Below are 20569 nucleotides of genomic sequence, written 5' to 3'. Positions count from 1 at the left end.
TACTAAATCTGTTTTCCGCATTCAGGGCAGAACTTCGACCCAGCGGGGATCATTTTTTGACAATGCGGGCATTTTATCAATTGCGCGGTGACTTCTTTCCCGCAATTAGGACAGAATTTCGCGTCAGCAGGTATTTGGCTGTTGCAATGAGGGCAGATTTTGGTAGTTTGTACCGGTTTCCCGCATGAAGGACAAAAAGCTGATTTTGCCGGAATAACCGCATGACAGTTAGGACATTGTATTGTCGCCTGATTTTGTGTGGGCTGTTGTGTGGCATTTTGCATGGCCTGATTTATCATTCCGGGCATCATCAAACCCATGCCAAGTCCGGCTCCCATACCGACTCCGGCTCCGGCTCCTCCGCCTTCGTTCTTTGCCGCGTCTCTCAAAGCGCTCGCGGCTTGATACTGCGTGAATCCGCCAAGTCCGCCCATGGCTTCCACCGAAGCTCTTTCGTCTATCATCTTTTGAACCGCTTCGGGAAGGCTTACGGCGTTTATCATAAAATCAGTCAGTTCAAGTCCGTATTTCTCAAAGTCCCCCTGAACTCTGGATTTGGCACCTATTGCGACTTCATCATAGTTGCTTGCCAAATCAAATATTGATACGCCTTTTGAAGCTACTTCTCCGAGGAAGTCGGCGAACCTCGCGATGATTAGGTTTCTCAGAAAATCCTCTATCTGTTCTCTTGAATATCTTCCCTGGGACCCGACGACTTTGTTCACGAAAAGCTGAGGCTCGATAATCCTCATGGAATATGCGCCGAAAGCTCTTATTCTGACAAACTTGAGGTCTTTATCCCTGAAAGGCAAAGGTTCAGGCGTTCCCCATTTGGCATTTGTGAAAGTTTTGGTGTTGACAAAGACCACTTCGGTTCTGAACGGGCTTCTTCCGTCGAATAATTTTCCTAAGAGACCTGACAAGATGGGGAGGTTTGCGGCGGTCAGAGTATGCCTTCCGGGACCGAATACGTCGAGGGCTTGTCCATCTCTGAAAAAGACGGCTTTTTGGTCTTCTCTGACTATGAGTTGACTTCCCAATTTTGTCTCAGCGGAACCCTGCTCCGGGACCCTGTGCACCATAATGTCTCCTGTAGAGTCATGGTACTCGATGAGGTCCATCAGTTTCAAATTGCCGAATGCCATTATTATTCTCCTCTGTTAATGCCGGTTGAAAAAAGGTTGTCCCTCTCTTTGAGTTTTGCTTCAAGAGAATCGATAGAAAGGCTGAGCTGGGTGAGAATAGATCCGATTTCTTCATGGGAAGCTGTTTCTAATCTTTTGCAGTGTTCAGAAATCTCGTCGACGAACCTTGCTAAATTGACGTCGTATTCATATATCTTGGCAAGCTGTTCCTGGTCTATCTGAACGACGTCAAACCATCCGGTGTATCCATAGTCGGCTAACTTGATTCTGTCTGTGTTTGTTTCGAGCTTACCGTCTATTCTGGAAAGCTTTTTAAGAGAGTCGAAGTCCTGCTGGTCGGTGAGCGTTACAGTAGCCCTTGAAAGATGAGCCCTGCTCTGAGTGAGAAGGGAAGCCAAATAATCTCTATAGAGTTTGTCGGCGGCCCTCCGCTCCTCTCTTTTTACATAGCCGGCGAATCCGGGTACGTGTTTTGCCAACCAGTCGCCGGCATTTCTTATTGTATTTCCGAGATCACTCATCTCTCCTCCTTCTGAAAAAGCGCTACCTTGACATCTCGATATTATAGATATAAATAATATAAGAGAAGAGAGATCAAAGAAAGGGAATTTTGAACTACCTCGATATTGTTTTAAAATGCTTTGATGAAATTGAACAAAAACCGTTTATGGCAAATACCCATTTTTCAAAAATTCTCTCAACTGTTTCGAGTGATAAATTCGGAGTCTATCTTAGGACATTGAACAACACTCTCGTGCTCTGCAAAACAAATACCGACGAGATACCCAAAGAGCTCACTCCCAGTGAATCTCTGACAGAGCTTTCATCGAAAATCTGCGAAGGGGTATATTTTTTCGAAAAACAACCCCTTTGTTTTTTCCTTCTGGGGGATAAGCCGAATTCACCCTCGGCGTTGATCTTGCTCGACAAGAAAACCGAAGATAAATCAATGCTTCAGACCATGTCATTTTTCTACCAGGTTCTCTATTTGTTGAGAAGAGAAAAGATAACATCGATGGACTATGACATAATATTTTCAGGCAAAGACCCACCATTTTTCCTGAAGGGTGACAAGGGAAAAACAGCGAGAGTCCAGGAATTCTTAAAAGAAAACAAAAAATCAGAGAAAATCGAGAGTGTATTCCTTCTGCCGGAGGAAGAAATATACGGAATAAAAAAACGAAATGAATCATTTTCAGGTAAAATAGATGTAGTTGAAAAAATCTCTTTCATCAAAAAGCACGCAGAGTCACTGCAAAGGGAATTTGACCGTGGATCCCCTTATTTCACTGAACTATCGACGATATCAGGGATGGCGTCGAGAATAATCGAATCCCTTGAGCATTGATTTTCTGATTCTTCCTTAAAAAAAAGTTGACAAGATATGAAATATGGTGAAAAATGAAACATCAGACTTTTCACCCCATCTCGAATTCATTTTCTTTTAGAAGAGTATTTGAATTTTCACAAAAAAGGAGAAAACGCAAAATCATGGATAAAGTTGAAATCATTCATGAAATAGCCGACACGGCAGTCAAAGAAGAGACAAAAATTAAAAAAAGAAAGACAAAAACCTCCAAAAAAACCCAGATTCCCAATGAAGAGAAGGTTGATGAAACCAAGGAAGAGACCATCAGTGAAACAGCAGATTCGGAGCTAAATCAGCAGGAAGACGAGCCTCAGAAAATTGCTGTCGTAGATCCTTTGCCAGATGTTGAAAACGCAGACGCTGTTCCCGTGGGAGAGGTAGAAAACGTCCGGAATGAATCAGTGACCCAGACGCCCCCAAAACAAGAAAACGAACCGGCAGTTGAATACCAGAAAGAAAAGCCGAGAATGGTTTTCAAGGAAACATTGAGAAAGGTTGAAGGGGTTCTCGATGTCATAAACGGATACGGCTTTGTAAGGTTTTCAAGGTACAACTATACTCTAAGCCCCTACGACGTATACGTCACGAGAAACATAATCGATAAATACAATTTGAAAATCGGGGATACGGTACTCGGATACGCCAGGCCTCCGAGGACGAACGAAAAGAATGACGCTTTGGTTTCTGTGGAGTTGGTAAACTACAAAGACCCGGCTACAGCACGAGATAGAATTATTTTTGACGATTTAACGCCATTGTATCCCACGCAGAGGTTAATCCTCGAAAGAAACAACGATTCAGAGGACAATATTTCCATGAGGATAGTTGATCTTCTCGCTCCTATAGGAAAAGGGCAAAGAGGGCTTATTGTTTCCCCTCCCAAGGCGGGAAAGACAATTTTTTTGCAGCAGATAGCGAATTCTATCCTGCTGAACCAGCCTGAGTGCATTCTGATAGTTCTACTTATAGACGAAAGGCCTGAGGAAGTAACGGACATGAAAAGATCAGTAAACGCAGAGGTTATTAGTTCAACTTTCGATGAACCCTCCGAACACCACACCCAGGTCGCGAATATTGTGCTTGAAAAGGCGAGAAGACTGGTCGAGATGAAGTACGATGTGGTTATACTGCTCGATTCGATAACAAGGCTTGCCAGAGCGCATAACGCGGTCATTCCTCATTCCGGTAAAACCCTGTCCGGCGGAGTAGATTCTCTCGCTCTTCACAAGCCCAAAAGGTTCTTCGGAGCCGCGAGAAACGTCGAAGAGGGAGGCAGTTTGACAATTCTTGCTACTGCCCTTATCGATACCGGAAGCAGGATGGACGAAGTGATTTTTGAAGAGTTCAAAGGAACTGGAAATATGGAAATAGTCTTGGACAGGAAAATTGCTGACAAAAGAATATTCCCCGCTGTAGACCTGAATAAATCAGGCACCAGAAAGGAAGAGCTTCTCCTGTCCGAAAAAGAACTTAAAAGAGTATGGATTTTAAGGAAATTTCTCAACGATTTGACATCTGTTGAAGCTATGGAGACGTTGATAAAAGAAATAAGGAAGACCAAGACAAACGACGAATTTCTCGGAGCGATGAACGGGTAATTTTGTAGTTTGATTTATCCGAAGAAAAGGTATAATCTTAGAATCATGTCCACAGACAAATGCAAAGAATGTTTGGAATAAAAGGTTTAGAATAAGTGTAGTATAAGTATCAGGAGGAGAGATGAAAAAGGGAATTCACCCTAAATACCAGAAATGCACTATAACTTGCGCTTGCGGGAACATAATCGAGACCTATTCCACGAGACCTTCCTTTAATGTGGAAATCTGTTCCGCGTGTCACCCTTATTTTACTGGCAAACAGAAATTTGTCGATACAGCCGGCAGAGTTGAAAGATTTATGAAAAAATACGCTTCTAAAAGTAAAAAATCATAACGCTTTCAGGGGGGAGGCATGAAAATTTTCAAATCATTTTTCCCATTATTTTGCGTCGCCGTTATTGCGCTATTTGCTCTGTCCGCAGGTTGCACGAGAAGTTCGGTGATAGAGCTGACTGGAGACAAAGGCGGAGTTCTGAAAGTCGGGTTGACCGGCAGCGACATTCCGAGGTCAAATCAACCGCTGCACCCTATGTTTACGGGAAAAAATCCTGTTTCGGAACAGCTCTTCCTTCCTCTTATTTCTAGAACAGCAGAAGGAAAAATTGCCCCGATACTCGCTGAAAAGTGGGAATTCTCAGAAGATCTCGGAGCAATAGTTTACTATCTCAGAAAAGGCGTAAAATGGTCGGATGGAGTCGAAGTCACGGCTTTGGACGTCAAATTCACCTACGATTTAATCTCAGAAAACCCATACATAGAGACTCCTTACAGAGTATTCCTGGAAAACATATCTTCTGTGGAAATACTCGGAAAATACGCCGTAAAAGTCAATTTTATAAAACCGTACGCCAACGAATTAATTGACAGCGACATTTATCCCCTCCCGTCTCATGTTTTCACGGGAGTGACGACTTGGGATGAGTTTTTGGCGACGGGGTTCGGTATCGATCCGGAAGCCACGGTCACCAACGGGCCTTTCAAATTGTCGAGTAAATCCCCCGGCAAAGGCATAGTATTGGCTTATTACGAAGATTACTACAGGGGAAGACCCGCCTTTGATTCGGTATATTTTTATTTTTTCAGAAATTCCGGAGACATGGTTAGATCGTTTGAAAGAGGGGATATCGACATAGCTATGAACATCTTCCCGTCTTACGCTTCCATTCTCAGCGGTTACGAGGGGCTTTCTCTTCAAACCGACCAGGCGGGAAAAAGGTATTACGCGATTGGCTGGACCAACACGTTAGAGCCTTACACTCTGCCTCGTTTCAGATACGCTTTGACGGCGGCGATAAACAGGGAAAACATAATAAAAGAATTTCTCGGAGGACAGGGAAGAATACCTACAACACCGCTTTCGACAGAATTTTGGGCGGTTAACTCCGAACTCGATCCAATACCTTACGATGTTAATCTTTCAAACATGATTCTCGATTCACTCGGGCTCAAAGAGAGAGAATGGGTCTATACGTCTTACGCCCAGACCGAAGTAGAAATTAGACCCGGAAGAAGAGAGATACAGAATTTACCCAACGATTCAATCCACGCGAGAAAATACGACGGGAAAATTCTCGTGATAAAGCTCATGGCTTTTGACAATTCGGGCAAAGCGATTTTACAGAGGGTTGCCGAAGACTTGGGAGAAGTAGGACTCGTCTGTTCAGTTTATGTGACCACTGGTATACAGTTGTCGTACACTCAAAAATACGTAAAAACTCAGCTTCAATTCGGAGGATATCACGGGTATATTCTCGACTACGCTTTTGTAAACGAAGGCGTCATACATCCAAAAGAAGCTTTCGGCAGGGAGGGCTCGATAAATTTTGCTTCTTTCAATTCGACTGAAGTGGATTCTCTTCTGAATGAAGCCACATCCCTTCTGGACAGAAGACAGACAAAAAAAGCTTGGGACAGGTTTCAGAAAATAGTATATGACGAACAGCCCTACACGCTTCTTTTCACTCCGTACGAACTCAATGTAATGGAAAACAGCCTGGCTGGAGTCGAAACCGGGGAAAAGATTGCCGCTCTATCAATACAAGACATGTATTTCCCCGGCGGAGAGGCGATCGCCGGAGTTTTGACACTTTCTGACAGCGGCGCTTTGGCGTCTTTAGGCTCTGCTGGAGATTCTGGTATAATTGAGCTTGAAGCCACGGGAGAAGCTCTTGAGGAGGCCGTGACTACCGGTGAAGAAGAAACTCCTCTTCTCGACACGGTGGCAGTTGAAGAAACCCCTCCTGAGACCACCGAGACAGAAATCGCAGAAGACACGGTAATAACAGTCACAACTGTCACCGGAGCGTTGATTGAAGAGCCTGAAACCGACACAGCATCATCGGTGACCGCTCCAGTCGACACTCAGCCGGCAGTGGAAGTCGTCCGGACGAATCCAACTCCGATAAGGCTTCCCGTGGCGTCATTGCCGACGTCGGTTCAAGGCATGGGCCTGACCAGAGCTTTCGTCAGGGTGACCATAGGATCGGACGGAACAGTTACTTCGGCGGAGGTCGTCGGCTCTTCCGGCAACCCCATTGCTGACGCAGAAGCTCAAAGCGCCGCTATGGGAGCGAAATTTCAACCGGCGACCGAAGACGGAGTTCCTGTGCAATCTCAGACAGTGATTCCGATAAATTTTGCGGAATGATATGTTTTGTGGATTTTTTTGCGCTTAAGTGTTATAAAACTTAACTGATATTTGTATTGGGAAAAGTCGTTTAGGTATAAGCTGATATGTCTGAGAAATGGAGGGAAAATGGGAAAAGCTTATAAAATTTTACTCGACATAACCATAGTTATTCTAGGAATTTTACTCGTATTTGTTCTGGTGTTTCCTCAGCAAAAAGCCCTCAGGGCTGAAATGAAATTCCGCGAAGCGAGGACGAATCTCTATACTGTCAGAAAAGCTATAGAGAAGTTCATGTACGAGAAATCCGAATCATACTGGGATGAGACCAAAGGCAGCTGGGTATATTCTTCTCAACTTCCGGAAAGCAAAGACGATATTATTTCTTTTATTTCGCCTTCCTTATCAAACCCTTTTTCTCAGAGGACAGCTGAAATACAACTGATCAAAGCGGAATCATCTCTGGTCGAAACAAGACAACCCCTGCCTGTCAGGTGGGACACCGCTGACGGAGGGCAGTGGGTCTACGATCCTTCCGAAGAGGTTTTGTCCCTCTGGCGGCAAGCCGGCAATGAGCAGAACATGCCGAAAGTTCTCGATGATTCAATAATTATATCAATAGACCCTTCAACGCAAAGGGTCAGATACGATGCCTGGGAGGGAGGCGATAAAACACCTTCTCTCTCGCTTTCACTCTCCGCGGACAGGAGCATTTTTTATCTCGACACCATACCTCCTGAATCCCAAGATGAATTTTCGGGCTGGCTTTTCAACTTTACGATAGCTGATTATCTCGTATCGAACCGTCCCCAACTGCCGTCCAATTTCGAGTCGATTGGAGCCATAAAAATTAATTATGTTTGGCCGGATCCTCCTGAACTTGAAACTCGAAGAGGTCAGAGAAAACCAGATCCGAGAGACAGTGTGGAAGTAGAAAAACCTTTCATCTCGTATTCATACTACGAATATTCTCAAAACAGTTTCAAACCGTCTTTCATAGACAAAGACGATGACAGCGACACATCCTGGATAGCCGGAAGAACTTCTAATCCTGGCGACATACAGGTATATGTCCTCCCTCCGAAATACTGTATTATTGCTTTCGGAGAAGACGGTAAGCCGATTACATGGGAAGACCCCGGCAAACACAAACACGTTTTGATTCTCTGGCAGGCTGACTGAAAAAATATGATGTCTAAGAAAAAGCCGCTCTTTGAGCGGCTTTTTTTATATCAGCTCGGAAAATGCTTTTGATATCCTTTCGTCTTCAACCCTGAGAAATCCCGCGCCGTTTTCTTCGCTTATGAGAATTTGACCCCGGTACTTCCAGGGATGCCATCTGGCAAATGAAGTGGAGCCCGACCCGGGGAATATTGAGAATATTTTCGAGCCGAGAGCGTTTGCCAAATGGAGAGTCCCCGTGCTGGGGGCGATGACCAGATTCGCTTTTGACAGAACGTAACCGAGCTCTTTCAAAGATGTTTTACCTGTTAAATCATGGCATTTGCCGCCGAGAACAGATTTGATGTCCAAAATAGTTTTGTCAGTATTCTCACCTGTCAAAACTACGTTTTGATTAGAATTCGCCGATAATTTCGCAATAGTTTTCCATACTCTGCCGTCGAAATTTTTAGCGCTTCCTTTCATCTGCGGTGAGATTACGATAAAATCGTCAAAAGGTATCTGAATTTGCTTTAGATCGAAAAATACTCTGGGTCTAGGTTCTTCCTCAATGTCCTCTCCAAAAGCGTGTCTGACCAGATCTATGTTGTATTGGGCTTCATTTTTTTCTGCTCTGGACCTTTTTTGTCTCAAGCCTCTGTTTAAAAGAACAAAAGATAAAGGCTTTGAAAATCTTCCGCATCTTATTTTCGCTGTTTTTCTGATGAGGAAAGCTGTGTTCTTTTCAAAGTTGAACATGATTGACAAGTCGTATTTTTCATCTTTCAAGGCGGGATTTTTTAAAATATCTGTTCCAAAAGTCCTGTCTATGAAAGGTGATTTTTCGGTCACAGCAGTGAGATCATTTCTCACTACAAAATCGAGACTGGATTGAGGCGCCTGTTTTTTTAAAACCTCGATAGCCGGTAAGGTCAGTATGAGGTCCCCTAATCCGTCCGTACGAGAAGCGAGAATTTTTAACTTGTTTTGCACCATTTTGAAAATACCTGACGATGTTGTAAAATGTTTATAGTATTTTAGACATTAAAGCAAGGAGGCAAAATTGTTTTTTGTTTTCATGTTTTCACTTTTTTTAAACTTTGACTTGGGCAGAGGGGTGGTAAAGACTATCAACGCTCCACAGTATCCATACGGTTTGGCTTTCGACGGGCAATATCTGTGGTTGATAGGATACAACTCTGGGCTTATTTACAAAATCGATCTTTCAGGAGGAACTCCCGACATCGCACTCGGCGACAGTTCAATTGAATTTTCCCAAACAGTCCTTTCTGATACTTCTTACTCTACCGTGAGTGTATTCAACAACGGCACAGCGGAGTTGATTATAGATAACATACAGATACAAGGCGATGCTTTCGGCGTTATAACTTCTTTGCCCGTTTCAGTATTGCCCCTGCAGAACTCCGCTGTGGAATTTTTCTTTTCTCCCGATTCATACGGTCATTACCAGCAAATCGGCTATATACATTCAAACGATCCGGTTGACACCTTAATAGAATTGGAGTTTTCCGGTGCCGGGCTCTACGGGCAACAACACATTGAGCTTTCGGCTCAATCCCATGCTTTTGGCACTGTGTGGGTGGGAGGAGAAGGTCTGACAGGCTGGAATTTATGCCTCTACAACAGGGGAATTATCGGTCTGAACATTGATTCTTTTTCCATTTCGCCTCCATTTTCGGTTCAGTCCGGAAGCTTACCTCTTGAAATCCTTCCGGACAGCAACTCGACAGTCAGGGTTTGGTTCAATCCCCAAGCAACGGGCAACTATTGGGACACCCTCGAGATTTATTCGGACGACCCTTCAATTCCAATATCTGGTGTAGTTTTAAACGGAGAGGGTTTTTCAGGAAATTACTCTCTCGGGTATATGTTCTGGCAATACTTGGTCCCGGACAACCCCTACACAAGCTATAACGATAAAAAAGTGGAAGGATTGAAAAAGATCGGCGATGTCAACGGAGACGGAATATCGGATCTTGTAATCTGCACGGAAAACTACTGGACTATTTGCATTAACGGCGCGAGCTCAGGCTACGCCGACACATTCTGGACTTTCAACACCGGCGTTGACGACAACAACACTGGATCTATTTGCCTAAACGGGATGTTTTCCGCTCAAAAAGCCGTTCAGCCGGCAGAGGACCTCAACGGTGACGGTGTGGACGATGTGGTTATTTGCACTGACGGCGGCAATGAACACGTGTATGCTCTGTCCGGAATCGACGGAGAAGTTATTTGGTCTTATGGAGACGATTACAATCCATACATGGGCGGATTTGGTGCGGTGGACGCCCGGAGGGATTTCAACGGAGACGGGACCGTGGATGTAGTTGCGATATCTAGTTCAAACCAGGATGGGAACGGGTATAAATCCGTTTTCCTGTTCAACGGAGCGACGGGAGACAGCCTGTGGCGTTACTATGTCGGCGTTTCCGGGCTATCATCAGGTTATTCGGTGGTTTCGCTCGGAGACGTGACAGGCGACAGCACGCCTGACGTAGCCGCGGGGTTCGGAGGGGACGGTACGACTCAATTCGTCAGGGGTCTTGACGGTTCAGACGGCTCATTCCTCTGGCAGTTCGACGGAACGACATCCGGAGCCAAGGAACTTCTTGAACTGCAAATTGAGGACAGCACTTCGGACGTCATAGCGGCGAACTACTGGGAAGACATATACAGGATAGACGGCGAAACCGGTTCTATGGTTTGGCATGCTTCGATAGGCAGCGGATATTCCGGAATTATACAGATGCACATCATCAGCGATGTGAATCAGAACGGATACGACGATGTAATAGTGGCGAACTTCTCATCACTTTCAGGGATATTCTGTTTAGAGGGAAAGGACGGTTCAACTCTATGGTTTATGCCAACCCAGGATTACAGGAGTTACGGGGTTGTCCCTGTAAGCGACATAGACGGTGACGGCATCGAGGAAGCGGTTGCAGGGGATCAATCGGGTATGCTCTACATCTATTCCGGAGGCGGGGATTCTCTAATATACTATTCAGATCTCGGAAACAGGATCTACACTGTGGAAAATATCGGTTCCATTGACGGAATTACCGGAGATGAAATTCTCGTAGGCCTCGACGACGGGAGCGTATTCTGTTTCTCGACGGGCGAAGGCGCAACCGGTGTGGATGAAAATCCCCCCGTAACGTCAAATGGCTTCATGGTCTATCAGAATTTTCCGGATCCTTTTGTCTTTGAAACCCACTTCGCTTTTTCCCTGCCCCATGAATCATCCATGACTGTCGAGATATTCAATTCCGCGGGGCAAAAAGTTGACGAGATGAAATTGAACTACAATTTATCCCCGGGTTTTCATACGGTCAGGTACAACGGAGAAATGCTGCCTCAAGGCCTTTATTTTTACAGGTTGAACGCTGGCGGATATTTTTCAGAGACTTCTAAGATGATAAAAATTAGATAAAAATAAAGGCGAAAGGAAAAGACTTAAATGCCGATAAAAGTAGAGCTGAAGGAAAAGGATATCGAGTTTTCGGGGGATGAACTGTCCTTACTCATCGAGATACTGAAAAGCCTTGAATCAGACAGGAACATTCAAGACGATAAATTCAAAGAGATTAAATCATTTGTGAAGTCTGTCCTCAAAGCCCTAGACACTGTTCATTTCAACCTGAAAAGGGGAGACAAACTTATCATAGCCGGAGACGACATTTTCAATGGTCTTTTCAAAACGCTTGGAGTGTTTTACATGAGAAAAGAAGTTTTTGAAATATTCAACATCAGAGTTGAAAAGATCAGCGAAAAAATTTGTTGTCATATTTGCAGGCACGGAAATTCCGAATACGAAATGGAAGAAGCTAAAAAGCTTCACGAAAAACACTGGGGAAAATTAAATTGTCATGGGTCGGTGCATAAAGAACCAGCGGAGGGGAAAGTATGATTTTTAATTTGTTGCTTGTCGCGTTTTCTCTTTTTGGTGAAAACTACTATATTCCTTTTACGGCGGTACCCGACGGTCCTGACGCGGGTCTTATAAATCCCGCCGGTCTTTCTGTTCAACACGGGACGTCTTTGCGGTTTGACATCGTGAACACTGATTCTGCTGTTAAATTTTACGGTGATTTCTACTTGAGAGCGGGAAATTTTTCAGCAGGATGCTCTTGGGGAGAAATCGGAGACGCTTATCATATTTCTTTTGGAAATGATGTTTTTAAAGGCAACACTCTTATGGCAGGCACCACTTTCAGGCACCATAACGGAGAAAACCATCTGGATGTCGGCTTTTTGTCGCGCCCTTTAAAATGGATATCGCTCGGAATAAAATTGGAGGATGTATTTTCGACTCAAAGACAATATGATACCCGCTATTTATTAGGCGGAGCCATTAGACCCTTCGGCGGAAACGAAAGGTTTACGCTTTCGGGCGGTGTTGTCTATGAAAAAGACGCTGATTTCGACAGTTTGCCGTATTCGGCGGGTGTGATGGTCGAACCTGTGAAAGGACTTCGCGTCTCGGCTTCCATAGACAGGGATGAAAGAATATCACTGGGCATAGAGACTTCTTTCGGAAAGACAACGTTCGGAACCGCTCAGATGCTCGACGATGAAAATAGAATCCATTCTGGTATTTCCTTCATAAGGCTCGATTCGAGGCACCAATATTCCCTCGTTCCGGAACCAAGGCCGAATCTGATCCTCGATTTGGGGAGAGAATATCCTGAAGACCCGATGTCTCTATTCTTCTTCTCTCCAAAAAAACAGAGGTTCTGGACTTTGGTCGAATCCCTTAGAAAAGGGCTCGAAATTCAGCCACCTTCATGCATGGTTCTCCATTTAGACGGCTATACCCTCGACATCGCCCAAACCCAGGAAATCATTGAATTGGTAAGTATGTATAAAAATCGAGGAACACAAGTTATCGCCTACGCGAGGAATTTCGACGATCTAAGCTATTACATGGCTTGCGCGGCTGACAAGATATACATATACCCTGAAGGATACATGCAGGTAAACGGATTCGGCGTCGCTTTGCCTTTTTTGGCGAGAGGGTTTGATAAATATGGAATTGTTGCAGATGTGCAGTATATTGGAGAATACAAGTCGGCGGGTGAAATTTTTGTCAACGACAGCATGTCGGATCCCTGCAGAGAACAATTCGCAGAAATTATAAACGACAACTGGGATTGTTACAGGAGTTCAATCGTCGATTCGAGAAATCTGTTGTCTGACTCCGTCACGTCGCTTATCAACAGAGGCTCGTTCAGCGCGAGAAGAGCCCTCTCGGCAGGACTTGTAGACGGCTTGATGTATGAAGATGAATTTGAAAATTACGTAAAGGATAACTACGGGAGAAGATTTAAGGAAGCCACGTATATTTCCGAAATAAATTATCGACAAGACGTCTGGGAGCGAAAACCGAAAATTGCCCTAATTGTCGCTGAAGGATCAATAAACACTGGCGAAAGTGGCATAAATCCTCTGCCTTTTTTGGGGGGTAAAGTCATGGGGTCTGAAACCCTCGTCAGAATAATAAAATCAGCGAGAGAGGACGATGAAATCGTAGCTGTGGTGATGAGGGTCAATTCACCGGGAGGAGACGCGCTCGCTTCGGATCTCATCTGGAGAGAAGTTACCCTTTGCGCCCAGGAGAAACCGTTTATAATATCGATGGGAGGAGTGGCAGGCAGCGGAGGATATTATATTTCATGCGGGGCGGACAGAATATTTTGTGATCCGGGAACTTTGACTGGGTCGATAGGAGTTGTCAGCGCGAAAATGGCGTTTTCAGGCTTGCTCGAAAATGTCGGTCTGACATTTGACACGATTTCGACTTCGGAAAACACCTTCATGTGGTCGGGTGTGTTTCCCATGACTGAAGAACAGAAAATACTCCACAGAGAAGAGGTGCTGGATTTTTACGAGAGCTTCGTCATGAAAGTCGCGGACGAGAGAGGCATTTCATACGATTCGATCAACGCGATAGCGAGGGGAAGAGTCTGGTCGGGGCACGACGCTGTTGAAATAGGCCTGGCGGATGAAATCGGAGGAATGGAAGAGGCGATGGTTTACGCCGCAAAAAAAGCCGGAGAGGAAAACTGGCTCGAAACCGAAGTGGTGATAAACCCTGGGAGCAGGTCTTTCAGCGTCTTGGACCTGGGACAGGCTTTATCCATTTACAGATTTGACCTGGAGAAATACTTCACAGATAGTGATTCCGTAATGTTTTACGATGAAAAACTGGATGGAATAGAGATCAAGTGATCGATTTCGACGGTATCATAGAAAGAAGAGGCACCCTCTCCTACAAATGGGATTTTGCTGAAAAATTTTTTGGAGAACCTGACCTCCTGCCTTTGTGGGTGGCGGATATGGACTTGACATGTTGCCAGGATATTGTCATCTCTTTAAAAGAGAGAGCCTCCCATCCGATTTACGGATATACACTCAGGCCCGAAAATCACTTTAGATCAATTCAAAAGTGGATGAGAAAAAGGCACGGACTTGATGTATCTGAAGACTGCTATATTCACAGTCCCTCTGTTTTGACGTCTTTGGGACTTTGCATAAGGGAATTTTCCGAATTAGGTGACGGCGTCATAATTCAGCCTCCGGTATACAAGCCTTTTTTTGATGTAATACAGTTGAACCGCAGGAAAACTCTTCTCAACCATCTTGTCAGGGATCAAAGTGGCAGATACACACCCGACATTGAAGGTTTCAGTAAACTTTGTAGAAGCGGAGCAAAAATCTTTATCTTGTGTAGCCCTCACAATCCAGTGGGAAGAGTATGGACCTCAAAAGAGCTGCAAGAGATGGGTCAGATTTGCCTGGAGAACGGGGTTTTGGTCTTGTCCGACGAGATACACGGAGATCTCGTATATGAAGGTTTCAAGCATATTCCTTTTGCTGCTCTATCCAAAGATTTCTCTATGAATTCTCTGACCATGCTGTCGCCGGCGAAAACTTTCAACGTAGCGGGTCTTCATGAGTCTGCGATCATGACAGAGAACAAATCCCTCAGAGATAGAATCGCTTCTCAGATATTTTCTCTTGGACTCTATACTTCAAACGCTTTTGGAGCTTTGACGTTTCGATCAGTTTATTCTCAAGGGGATGAATGGTACGAAAATCTTATGATCTATCTGTCTGAAAACAGAAAAAAGGTGATAGAATTTTTCGATTCTGAAATTGAAGGCGTTTCGATGCATCCTCCGGAAGCGACTTATCTGGCATGGATTGATTTTGAAGGCACGGGTTTTTCAGAGGAAGAGTTGGATTTTTTACTTGTCAAACAAGCAGGAGTGGCTCTTGAGCAGGGAATAAAATTCAGCCCAAACTGCGCTGAATTTAAAAGATTGAACTTTGGTCTTACAAAAATGATATTGGAAACGGCTTTGGAAAGAATCAAAACAGCTTTTAAAAAGGAGAGAAGATGAAAACCATCACAGCCGGAATTTTAGTTTTGACTTTGGCCTCGTTTCTCTATTCACAGGATGTTCAAAACCAGAGGACTATAACCGTAACGGGCAATTCTCAGATTGACGTCGCTCCGGACGAGGCGATAATAACATTCGGAATTGAGACTGAAGGGGAGAATCTGAGATCTGCCAAGAATCAAAATGATTTGATATTAAAGAATTTGATTGATGTCCTTGAAAATTACGGTGTCCAACAGAGAGACATTCAAGCAAACTATTTCAGCGTTGAACCCATGTACGACTATTACGAAACTCAGACTTTGCTGGGTTACTACTTCCGAAAGACAATTGTGGTAACCATTAGGGATATGTCAAAACTCGACGAATTAATCGGATTGGCGCTTGAAGCCGACGTGAATTACATCCATGGTATAGATTTCCATACCTCCAGATTGCTCGAATTGAAAAATGAAGCAAGGGTACAAGCTTTGAAGGCGGCGAAAGAAAAGGCTGAACTCTTAGCAAGAGAACTTGGTTGTCAGATAGGAGAAGCCGTTTACGTATATGAAAATCAGTCGAGTTTTTGGACTTGGAACACTGCTTATTCATGGGGGATGAATTGGGCGTCAAATTCAACGAACTACGCTTATTACGGAGAGGACACGAACTCGGATATCAGTCCGGTGGCTCCGGGACAGGTCAGCGTATATTCCAGCATATCTGTTTCTTTTGAAATAAGATGATGGAGCAGCCGATTAAGTTTTCGTGAGTGGTTTCAAGGCGGTTGCCGACACGGTGTTTGTCAGCGGCATCGGTTCAGTTTTTTTCGGGTTACTCTTTTCAGATCCGATGCCAATCCGCCGGATTTCTGATTACGGGGCTTTTTGAAAATGCTTTTCAAAGATCTGATTCGCTGAAAACCTGGGCTTTGAAACTGAATATTTCTACATCCGGGGATTTCCAGCATCCCTTGGATAGTCCAGCTTTTACGCAAGTATGATCTAGAAAAGTTTCTCTGTCCCAGCCCCATTCTGTAGCGACTTGGGGGAGCAGGAGTCCTTGCCAAAAACCCTTTTTTACTATCAATCCATCTTCTCCGACTGTGATGTTTTCAATATCGCTGATTTTTTCCAAAGGAGTCAGAACGGATATTTCAATTTCAATTTCTTTGATTTCGGTCTCCGAAACGGGAAAGAATCTCGGATCTTCGCGGGAGGCAGCCCAGGCCATTTCCACCACTGCTTGAAACAATGGTTTGACACCCGTCAAAAACCCTATGCATCCCCTTAGCTCTTCTCTTTTGTGGAGAGTTACGAATATACCTCTTTTTTGGGTTAACTTTCCGAAAGGCTCTGATGGTTGGGGTCTTTTGTCGCCTTTAGCTGAGGCGATCAGCGTCTGTCTCGCTGATCGCAGAAGGGTTGATTTTTCCTTTTCATCGAGAAACTCCCTGCTGTCGTCTTTCATCTTATGAAGAATGAAGCGTATCCAACGACGTAACCGCCGGAGGAATAAGGCGATTCCGATGAATTTGTGCGATTACAAAGCAGGATCTCTTTTTTAGAATCTTCGAGAGCTTTCATGACGGTAATGATGGGTCCTATTCCGCATCCGGCGTGTTGGGATGATTCGGTGCCGTGGTCGGCTATTCTGGACAACGAGTTCAAGTCGTATTTTTTTATTGTCTCAATGACTTCGGAATCGTTTTTTTTGCAATCCGAAACTGAATATCCATGGTATAGGTCGCTGCTGGCGACAAGTATCAATTCGCTGTTGATGAAAGGTTTCAGCTTTTCGCCAGCTTCGAGGCAGAAATCGGACGCCTGGTTTCCGATAGCTATAGGGACTATTTTGAAATTGTTTTTGAAAACGTATTGGAAAAACGGCAGTTGAACTTCGATGCTGTGCTCCTGCATATGTGGAAGCTCCTCATCATCGAAAAGCGAACTATGTTGGATAAGAGCTTCGGATATGTCTTTGTCAATTTCAACGGATCCGAGGGGAGTTTCCCAAAATCCCGATTTGAAAACGGAAGCTCCTTTTGAGGGAAACCTGTGACAGGGACCAAAAATTATCAGCGTAGGTTTTTTGTGTTTATTTGTGTCTATTTTCTCAACCGCTTTAGCCGTGGTCTTTCCGGAGAAAATATACCCCGCGTGTGGTAAAATGAGCCCTTTTGCGGTGTATTTTCCATTCGAGTCGCCGCTTCCGGCAAAAAGAGTGGAGAGAATTTCGTTAAGAGAATTTTTTTCAGAGGGGTAGAATTGGCCTGAAGCCGATGGTTTTCGGACTTTATCAGGCATAAAGACGGTCTGAAAGTTTTTTTTCGGAAACCTCTCCAATGAAGGCTTCGACTATTCTGGGATCATAAAGAGTTCCTGATCCATTCCTCACAGCCGAAAGGGATTTGTCCATGGTGTATCTTTTCATATATAGAACGAAATCAGACACTATTCGAAGTATTCTGCTGGTGTGCGGAATGGATTCGCCGATGATTTGGTTTTTTCCGGAACCGTCAAAATTTTCCTGACAGAATACGATGTAAGACAGGGATTCTGAGAGAAAATCCATGTTGGTAATCAATCCTATGAGTTTGTCTATAACTTGTTCTATATGCGAAAGCCCGGGGATTGATATTCCAAAAAGCATAAAAAGAGTGGCGTAGCGGAGTTGTCTTAATTTTTTTTCTTCAATGTTGAATTTCTTGCCTAAATCCACCGAGATGTTGGCAATGTTTTGCTGTATGTTCTTGCTCAGGCCGAAGGTTTCTGTCAAAGAGAGAACAAAAGAGATTATTTCCAGATCTTTTTTCTTGATGGTCTCAAAAAACTGCGAGTTTTTAATTGAAAGGGATATTATGCTCGCCGCGGTTGAGACGAGAGAAGTGTATTTTATGTCTGTGTCGATCGGTTGGTTTTTGTAGAAAATTCCGACGAGGCCGAAAGGTCTGTCCGCTCCAAGGAGCTGCGCTAAAACCAAAGAAGGTATGGTTGTGCCTGATGTAGAGCGATAATTGTTGACGACTGTGGGGGATTTTTTTTCTTTCAGTATTTCGTTGAACGGGGGAGAAGATAAATCGAGATTCATGCCTTTGGGGAACATATCGTCTGCCTGAAAGGCGTTTCTCACGGTCAATTTATTCTCGTATTCGTTGAACCATGCGAGAAATGAGCCGTCGGCGTCGAGAGCCATGGCTAAAACCTGAGGTATGACTTTTATCAAGGAAGATATTCCGAAACTTTCACTTAGAAGATTTGAAAGCTTTTGCAACTTGTTCAGTTCCGCTATCCTGACATTGAGGTTTGTCTCGAGCAGCAGCTTTTGTTTTTCGAGTGTTTCATTTCTCTCTTTAAGTTCTTTGAGCAGGAGTTCTTTTTCGGCTTTAAACTTTTTTTGCGACAGAGCGTTTTTCACGACTACTTTCATCTCGTTTGTATCGAAAGGTTTGTTGATGTAATCGTAAGCGCCTTCCCTGAGCGAAGCTATAGCCGAATCTATCGATGTGAAGCCGGTCATCATGACGAAATATATCTCAGGGTCTATTGTTTTGGCTTTTGCGAGCACTTCAATACCGTTCATTTTTGGCAACTTTATGTCGCATACAACTATGTCCGGCCTGAAAGATTTAATAATTTCAAGGGCTTCTTCGCCAGTAAAAGCGGTTTTTACCTGGCAGTTCAAACCAGGGTCGTTTTCGATGATTTTTGACAAAAAAGTGGCGAGGGTTTCTTCGTCGTCAACAACCAAAACTCTGTTGTTTAGTGGCACTATATCCTCATAAAACTTTTAAGGTCTTCGTCTTTGCCCAGGAGAGTAACGGTGTCCTTTTTCTCGAAGACAGTATCAGGGTTCGGAGATATATTGGTCGTGTTATCTTCCTTTTTTACAGCAAGTACGTTGACGTTGTAATTGTTTCTCAGTTGAAGCTCTCGGATTGTCTTTCCGATGAAAGATTTGGGAGCCTGAACGTCAACAATAGAATAACCGGGAGTGAATTCAATAATTTCCTGAAATCCGGGAGATGACAACTTGTTGGCCAATCTTCTGCCTGAATCTATTTCAGGAAGGACGACTTCGTCTGCCCCAATCTTTCTGAGTATTTTTTCATGGGTAAAATTTCTCGCTTTTGCAATGATCCTTTTCACTCCAATTTCCTTTAAAAGCATCGTGGTCAGAATACTGGTCGCGAGTTCCTGGGAGAAACTGATTATGACAATGTCGGTGTATTGAAAACCGCTGTCCATCAGTGTTTGCTGGTCTGTTGAATCTCCTATTACCACGGATTCAACCAGGTTTTGAAGAGGTGCGAGAGAGTCTTCATTCTTGTCAAGGGCAAGCACTCTCGACCCGTTTCTCACAAGACTCTCAGCGATGGAAAAACCGAATCTACCGACACCTATTATTCCGAAATACTTATAATTCGCCACATCATTCATATTTTGATTCTAACCATACAAATTGTCAATTTCAACACAAAATTAATGGCGTTTTGTCTCAATTTATCCTATCGGCATGAAGCCTTTTACGTAGTTGATCCTTTTTGATTTAGTTCTCTTGACGAGAGCGGCTCCGAAAGTCAACGGTCCGAGCCTGCCCATTATCATCGTGGCGATAAGAAGAAATTTACCGGCCGTTGGAAGATCCGCAGAAAACGAGCAGGTAGGGCTGTTCAATGACCCCAGAGAAAGGCCGACCGTTCCGAAAGCCGAGACGATTTCGAAAATCAATTTATACAGGATTCTCTCTGTTGTGATCCTTTGACCAGACAGTTGAATCAAGACAAAGATCACGAAAATCCACAAAATCGAAAGGGTTATAAGAGAGAAAGCTCGAAATACCTGGGTGTATGGAATGTTCCTTTTCATGACTGAAATCTTCTCCCTGCCCTGAAGGGTGGCTATCAGTGTTGATAGAGCTATCGTCACCGTGGATATTTTTACGCCCCCGCCGGTGCTGCCTGAGCCTGTTCCGATGAACATAAGAACTATAATCACTATTAGAGATGTGTTTGAAAGTATATTCAGGTCAATGGTGTTAAATCCTGCTGTTCGAGGAGTCACTGACTGGAAAAAAGAAGAATAGATTTTTTCGGTAAAAGACAACTCGTCGTTCCATGTGTATTCCTGAAAAAACAAAAACAAAAACGGTATTAAAATCAAAATCGCGTAGGCTAAAAGAATGATGCGTGAATAAGGAATCAGTTCATGCCTCGGAGTGGATTTTTTTTTCAGGGCTAAACTATAAAATTTATATGAAAT

At 44.0% G+C, this 20569-nt stretch carries 18 protein-coding genes; 10 read left to right on the top strand and 8 right to left on the bottom strand.

All coding sequences use genetic code 11. The features are described from left to right. Positions 1-2: 2 nt before the first annotated feature. Together JXA84_00665 and JXA84_00660 are read right to left on the bottom strand one after the other, a co-directional pair. Positions 3-1145, bottom strand: coding sequence for an SPFH domain-containing protein (locus JXA84_00665; GenBank protein MBN1149717.1), 1143 nt, complete (start codon positions 1143-1145; stop codon positions 3-5). Positions 1146-1147: 2 nt separating this feature from the next. Beyond that, positions 1148-1666, bottom strand: a complete 519-nt coding sequence (locus tag JXA84_00660; GenBank protein ID MBN1149716.1) for a hypothetical protein — start codon at positions 1664-1666, stop codon at positions 1148-1150. A gap of 146 nt (positions 1667-1812) precedes the next feature. Here JXA84_00660 and JXA84_00655 point away from each other — a divergent pair, with 146 nt between their 5' ends. The 5 genes from JXA84_00655 to JXA84_00635 all read left to right on the top strand — a co-directional run bounded on the left by JXA84_00655 (position 1813) and on the right by JXA84_00635 (position 7920). Continuing rightward, positions 1813-2493 (top strand): hypothetical protein, encoded by a 681-nt coding sequence (locus JXA84_00655; protein ID MBN1149715.1) that lies wholly within the window; start codon positions 1813-1815, stop codon positions 2491-2493. A gap of 143 nt (positions 2494-2636) precedes the next feature. Continuing rightward, entirely contained in the window at positions 2637-4112 is a 1476-nt protein-coding gene (rho, locus tag JXA84_00650; protein ID MBN1149714.1) for a transcription termination factor Rho, read from the top strand. A gap of 121 nt (positions 4113-4233) precedes the next feature. Next, positions 4234-4446: a 50S ribosomal protein L31 gene (gene rpmE / locus JXA84_00645; protein MBN1149713.1), complete on the top strand. Its 213-nt coding sequence runs from the start codon at positions 4234-4236 to the stop codon at positions 4444-4446. A gap of 18 nt (positions 4447-4464) precedes the next feature. Further along, positions 4465-6759, top strand: coding sequence for a TonB family protein (locus JXA84_00640; GenBank protein MBN1149712.1), 2295 nt, complete (start codon positions 4465-4467; stop codon positions 6757-6759). A gap of 108 nt (positions 6760-6867) precedes the next feature. After that, on the top strand, positions 6868-7920 hold the full coding sequence (locus JXA84_00635; GenBank protein MBN1149711.1) for a hypothetical protein: 1053 nt from the start codon (positions 6868-6870) through the stop codon (positions 7918-7920). A gap of 45 nt (positions 7921-7965) precedes the next feature. On the opposite strand, the gene JXA84_00630 is transcribed toward JXA84_00635, so the two are convergent. Beyond that, positions 7966-8895, bottom strand: coding sequence for a glycosyltransferase family 9 protein (locus JXA84_00630; protein MBN1149710.1), 930 nt, complete (start codon positions 8893-8895; stop codon positions 7966-7968). A 67-nt stretch (positions 8896-8962) separates the two neighbouring features. Here JXA84_00630 and JXA84_00625 point away from each other — a divergent pair, with 67 nt between their 5' ends. The 5 genes from JXA84_00625 to JXA84_00605 are packed head-to-tail and all read left to right on the top strand — an operon-like array spanning position 8963 to position 16054. Then, positions 8963-11356 (top strand): choice-of-anchor D domain-containing protein, encoded by a 2394-nt coding sequence (locus tag JXA84_00625; protein ID MBN1149709.1) that lies wholly within the window; start codon positions 8963-8965, stop codon positions 11354-11356. A gap of 27 nt (positions 11357-11383) precedes the next feature. Next, positions 11384-11833 (top strand): hypothetical protein, encoded by a 450-nt coding sequence (locus JXA84_00620; protein MBN1149708.1) that lies wholly within the window; start codon positions 11384-11386, stop codon positions 11831-11833. Then, positions 11830-14154: a signal peptide peptidase SppA gene (sppA, locus tag JXA84_00615; protein MBN1149707.1), complete on the top strand. Its 2325-nt coding sequence runs from the start codon at positions 11830-11832 to the stop codon at positions 14152-14154. Before JXA84_00620 ends, sppA begins: the two co-directional genes overlap by 4 nt. Continuing rightward, positions 14151-15329 carry a pyridoxal phosphate-dependent aminotransferase gene (locus tag JXA84_00610; GenBank protein ID MBN1149706.1) on the top strand — a complete coding sequence of 393 codons (1179 nt, stop codon included), beginning with the start codon at positions 14151-14153 and terminating at the stop codon, positions 15327-15329. Before sppA ends, JXA84_00610 begins: the two co-directional genes overlap by 4 nt. Then, complete coding sequence (locus JXA84_00605) at positions 15326-16054, top strand: SIMPL domain-containing protein (GenBank protein MBN1149705.1); 729 nt, start codon at positions 15326-15328, stop codon at positions 16052-16054. The genes JXA84_00610 and JXA84_00605 overlap by 4 nt, the downstream gene beginning before the upstream one ends. Positions 16055-16208: 154 nt before the next feature. On the opposite strand, the gene amrA is transcribed toward JXA84_00605, so the two are convergent. The 5 genes from amrA to JXA84_00580 form a co-directional block, all read right to left on the bottom strand. Continuing rightward, positions 16209-16778 (bottom strand): AmmeMemoRadiSam system protein A, encoded by a 570-nt coding sequence (amrA, locus tag JXA84_00600; protein MBN1149704.1) that lies wholly within the window; start codon positions 16776-16778, stop codon positions 16209-16211. Next, positions 16775-17614: an AmmeMemoRadiSam system protein B gene (amrB, locus tag JXA84_00595; protein MBN1149703.1), complete on the bottom strand. Its 840-nt coding sequence runs from the start codon at positions 17612-17614 to the stop codon at positions 16775-16777. Before amrB ends, amrA begins: the two co-directional genes overlap by 4 nt. Next, positions 17607-19079 carry a response regulator gene (locus tag JXA84_00590; protein MBN1149702.1) on the bottom strand — a complete coding sequence of 491 codons (1473 nt, stop codon included), beginning with the start codon at positions 19077-19079 and terminating at the stop codon, positions 17607-17609. Before JXA84_00590 ends, amrB begins: the two co-directional genes overlap by 8 nt. Further along, entirely contained in the window at positions 19079-19747 is a 669-nt protein-coding gene (locus tag JXA84_00585) for a TrkA family potassium uptake protein (protein MBN1149701.1), read from the bottom strand. Before JXA84_00585 ends, JXA84_00590 begins: the two co-directional genes overlap by 1 nt. Positions 19748-19810: 63 nt before the next feature. After that, the coding region (locus JXA84_00580) for a hypothetical protein (GenBank protein MBN1149700.1) at positions 19811-20569 on the bottom strand (759 nt) is incomplete at its 5' end.

Source organism: candidate division WOR-3 bacterium (assembly GCA_016926475.1).
Classification (GTDB): domain Bacteria; phylum SDB-A; class SDB-A; order SDB-A; family SDB-A; genus JAFGIG01.
This window is presented reverse-complemented; position numbering and strand designations above follow the sequence as displayed.

Bases quoted from the DNA above. Each gene is read 5' to 3' on its own strand.
- JXA84_00640 (MBN1149712.1), top strand. From the start codon at position 4,465: ATGAAAATTTTCAAATCATTTTTCCCATTATTTTGCGTCGCCGTTATT.
- amrA (MBN1149704.1), bottom strand. From the start codon at position 16,778: ATGAAAGACGACAGCAGGGAGTTTCTCGATGAAAAGGAAAAATCAACC.
- rho (MBN1149714.1), top strand. From the start codon at position 2,637: ATGGATAAAGTTGAAATCATTCATGAAATAGCCGACACGGCAGTCAAA.
- rpmE (MBN1149713.1), top strand. From the start codon at position 4,234: ATGAAAAAGGGAATTCACCCTAAATACCAGAAATGCACTATAACTTGC.
- JXA84_00665 (MBN1149717.1), bottom strand. From the start codon at position 1,145: ATGGCATTCGGCAATTTGAAACTGATGGACCTCATCGAGTACCATGAC.
- JXA84_00605 (MBN1149705.1), top strand. From the start codon at position 15,326: ATGAAAACCATCACAGCCGGAATTTTAGTTTTGACTTTGGCCTCGTTT.
- JXA84_00620 (MBN1149708.1), top strand. From the start codon at position 11,384: ATGCCGATAAAAGTAGAGCTGAAGGAAAAGGATATCGAGTTTTCGGGG.
- amrB (MBN1149703.1), bottom strand. From the start codon at position 17,614: ATGCCTGATAAAGTCCGAAAACCATCGGCTTCAGGCCAATTCTACCCC.
- sppA (MBN1149707.1), top strand. From the start codon at position 11,830: ATGATTTTTAATTTGTTGCTTGTCGCGTTTTCTCTTTTTGGTGAAAAC.
- JXA84_00635 (MBN1149711.1), top strand. From the start codon at position 6,868: ATGGGAAAAGCTTATAAAATTTTACTCGACATAACCATAGTTATTCTA.
- JXA84_00630 (MBN1149710.1), bottom strand. From the start codon at position 8,895: ATGGTGCAAAACAAGTTAAAAATTCTCGCTTCTCGTACGGACGGATTA.
- JXA84_00585 (MBN1149701.1), bottom strand. From the start codon at position 19,747: ATGAATGATGTGGCGAATTATAAGTATTTCGGAATAATAGGTGTCGGT.
- JXA84_00660 (MBN1149716.1), bottom strand. From the start codon at position 1,666: ATGAGTGATCTCGGAAATACAATAAGAAATGCCGGCGACTGGTTGGCA.
- JXA84_00655 (MBN1149715.1), top strand. From the start codon at position 1,813: ATGGCAAATACCCATTTTTCAAAAATTCTCTCAACTGTTTCGAGTGAT.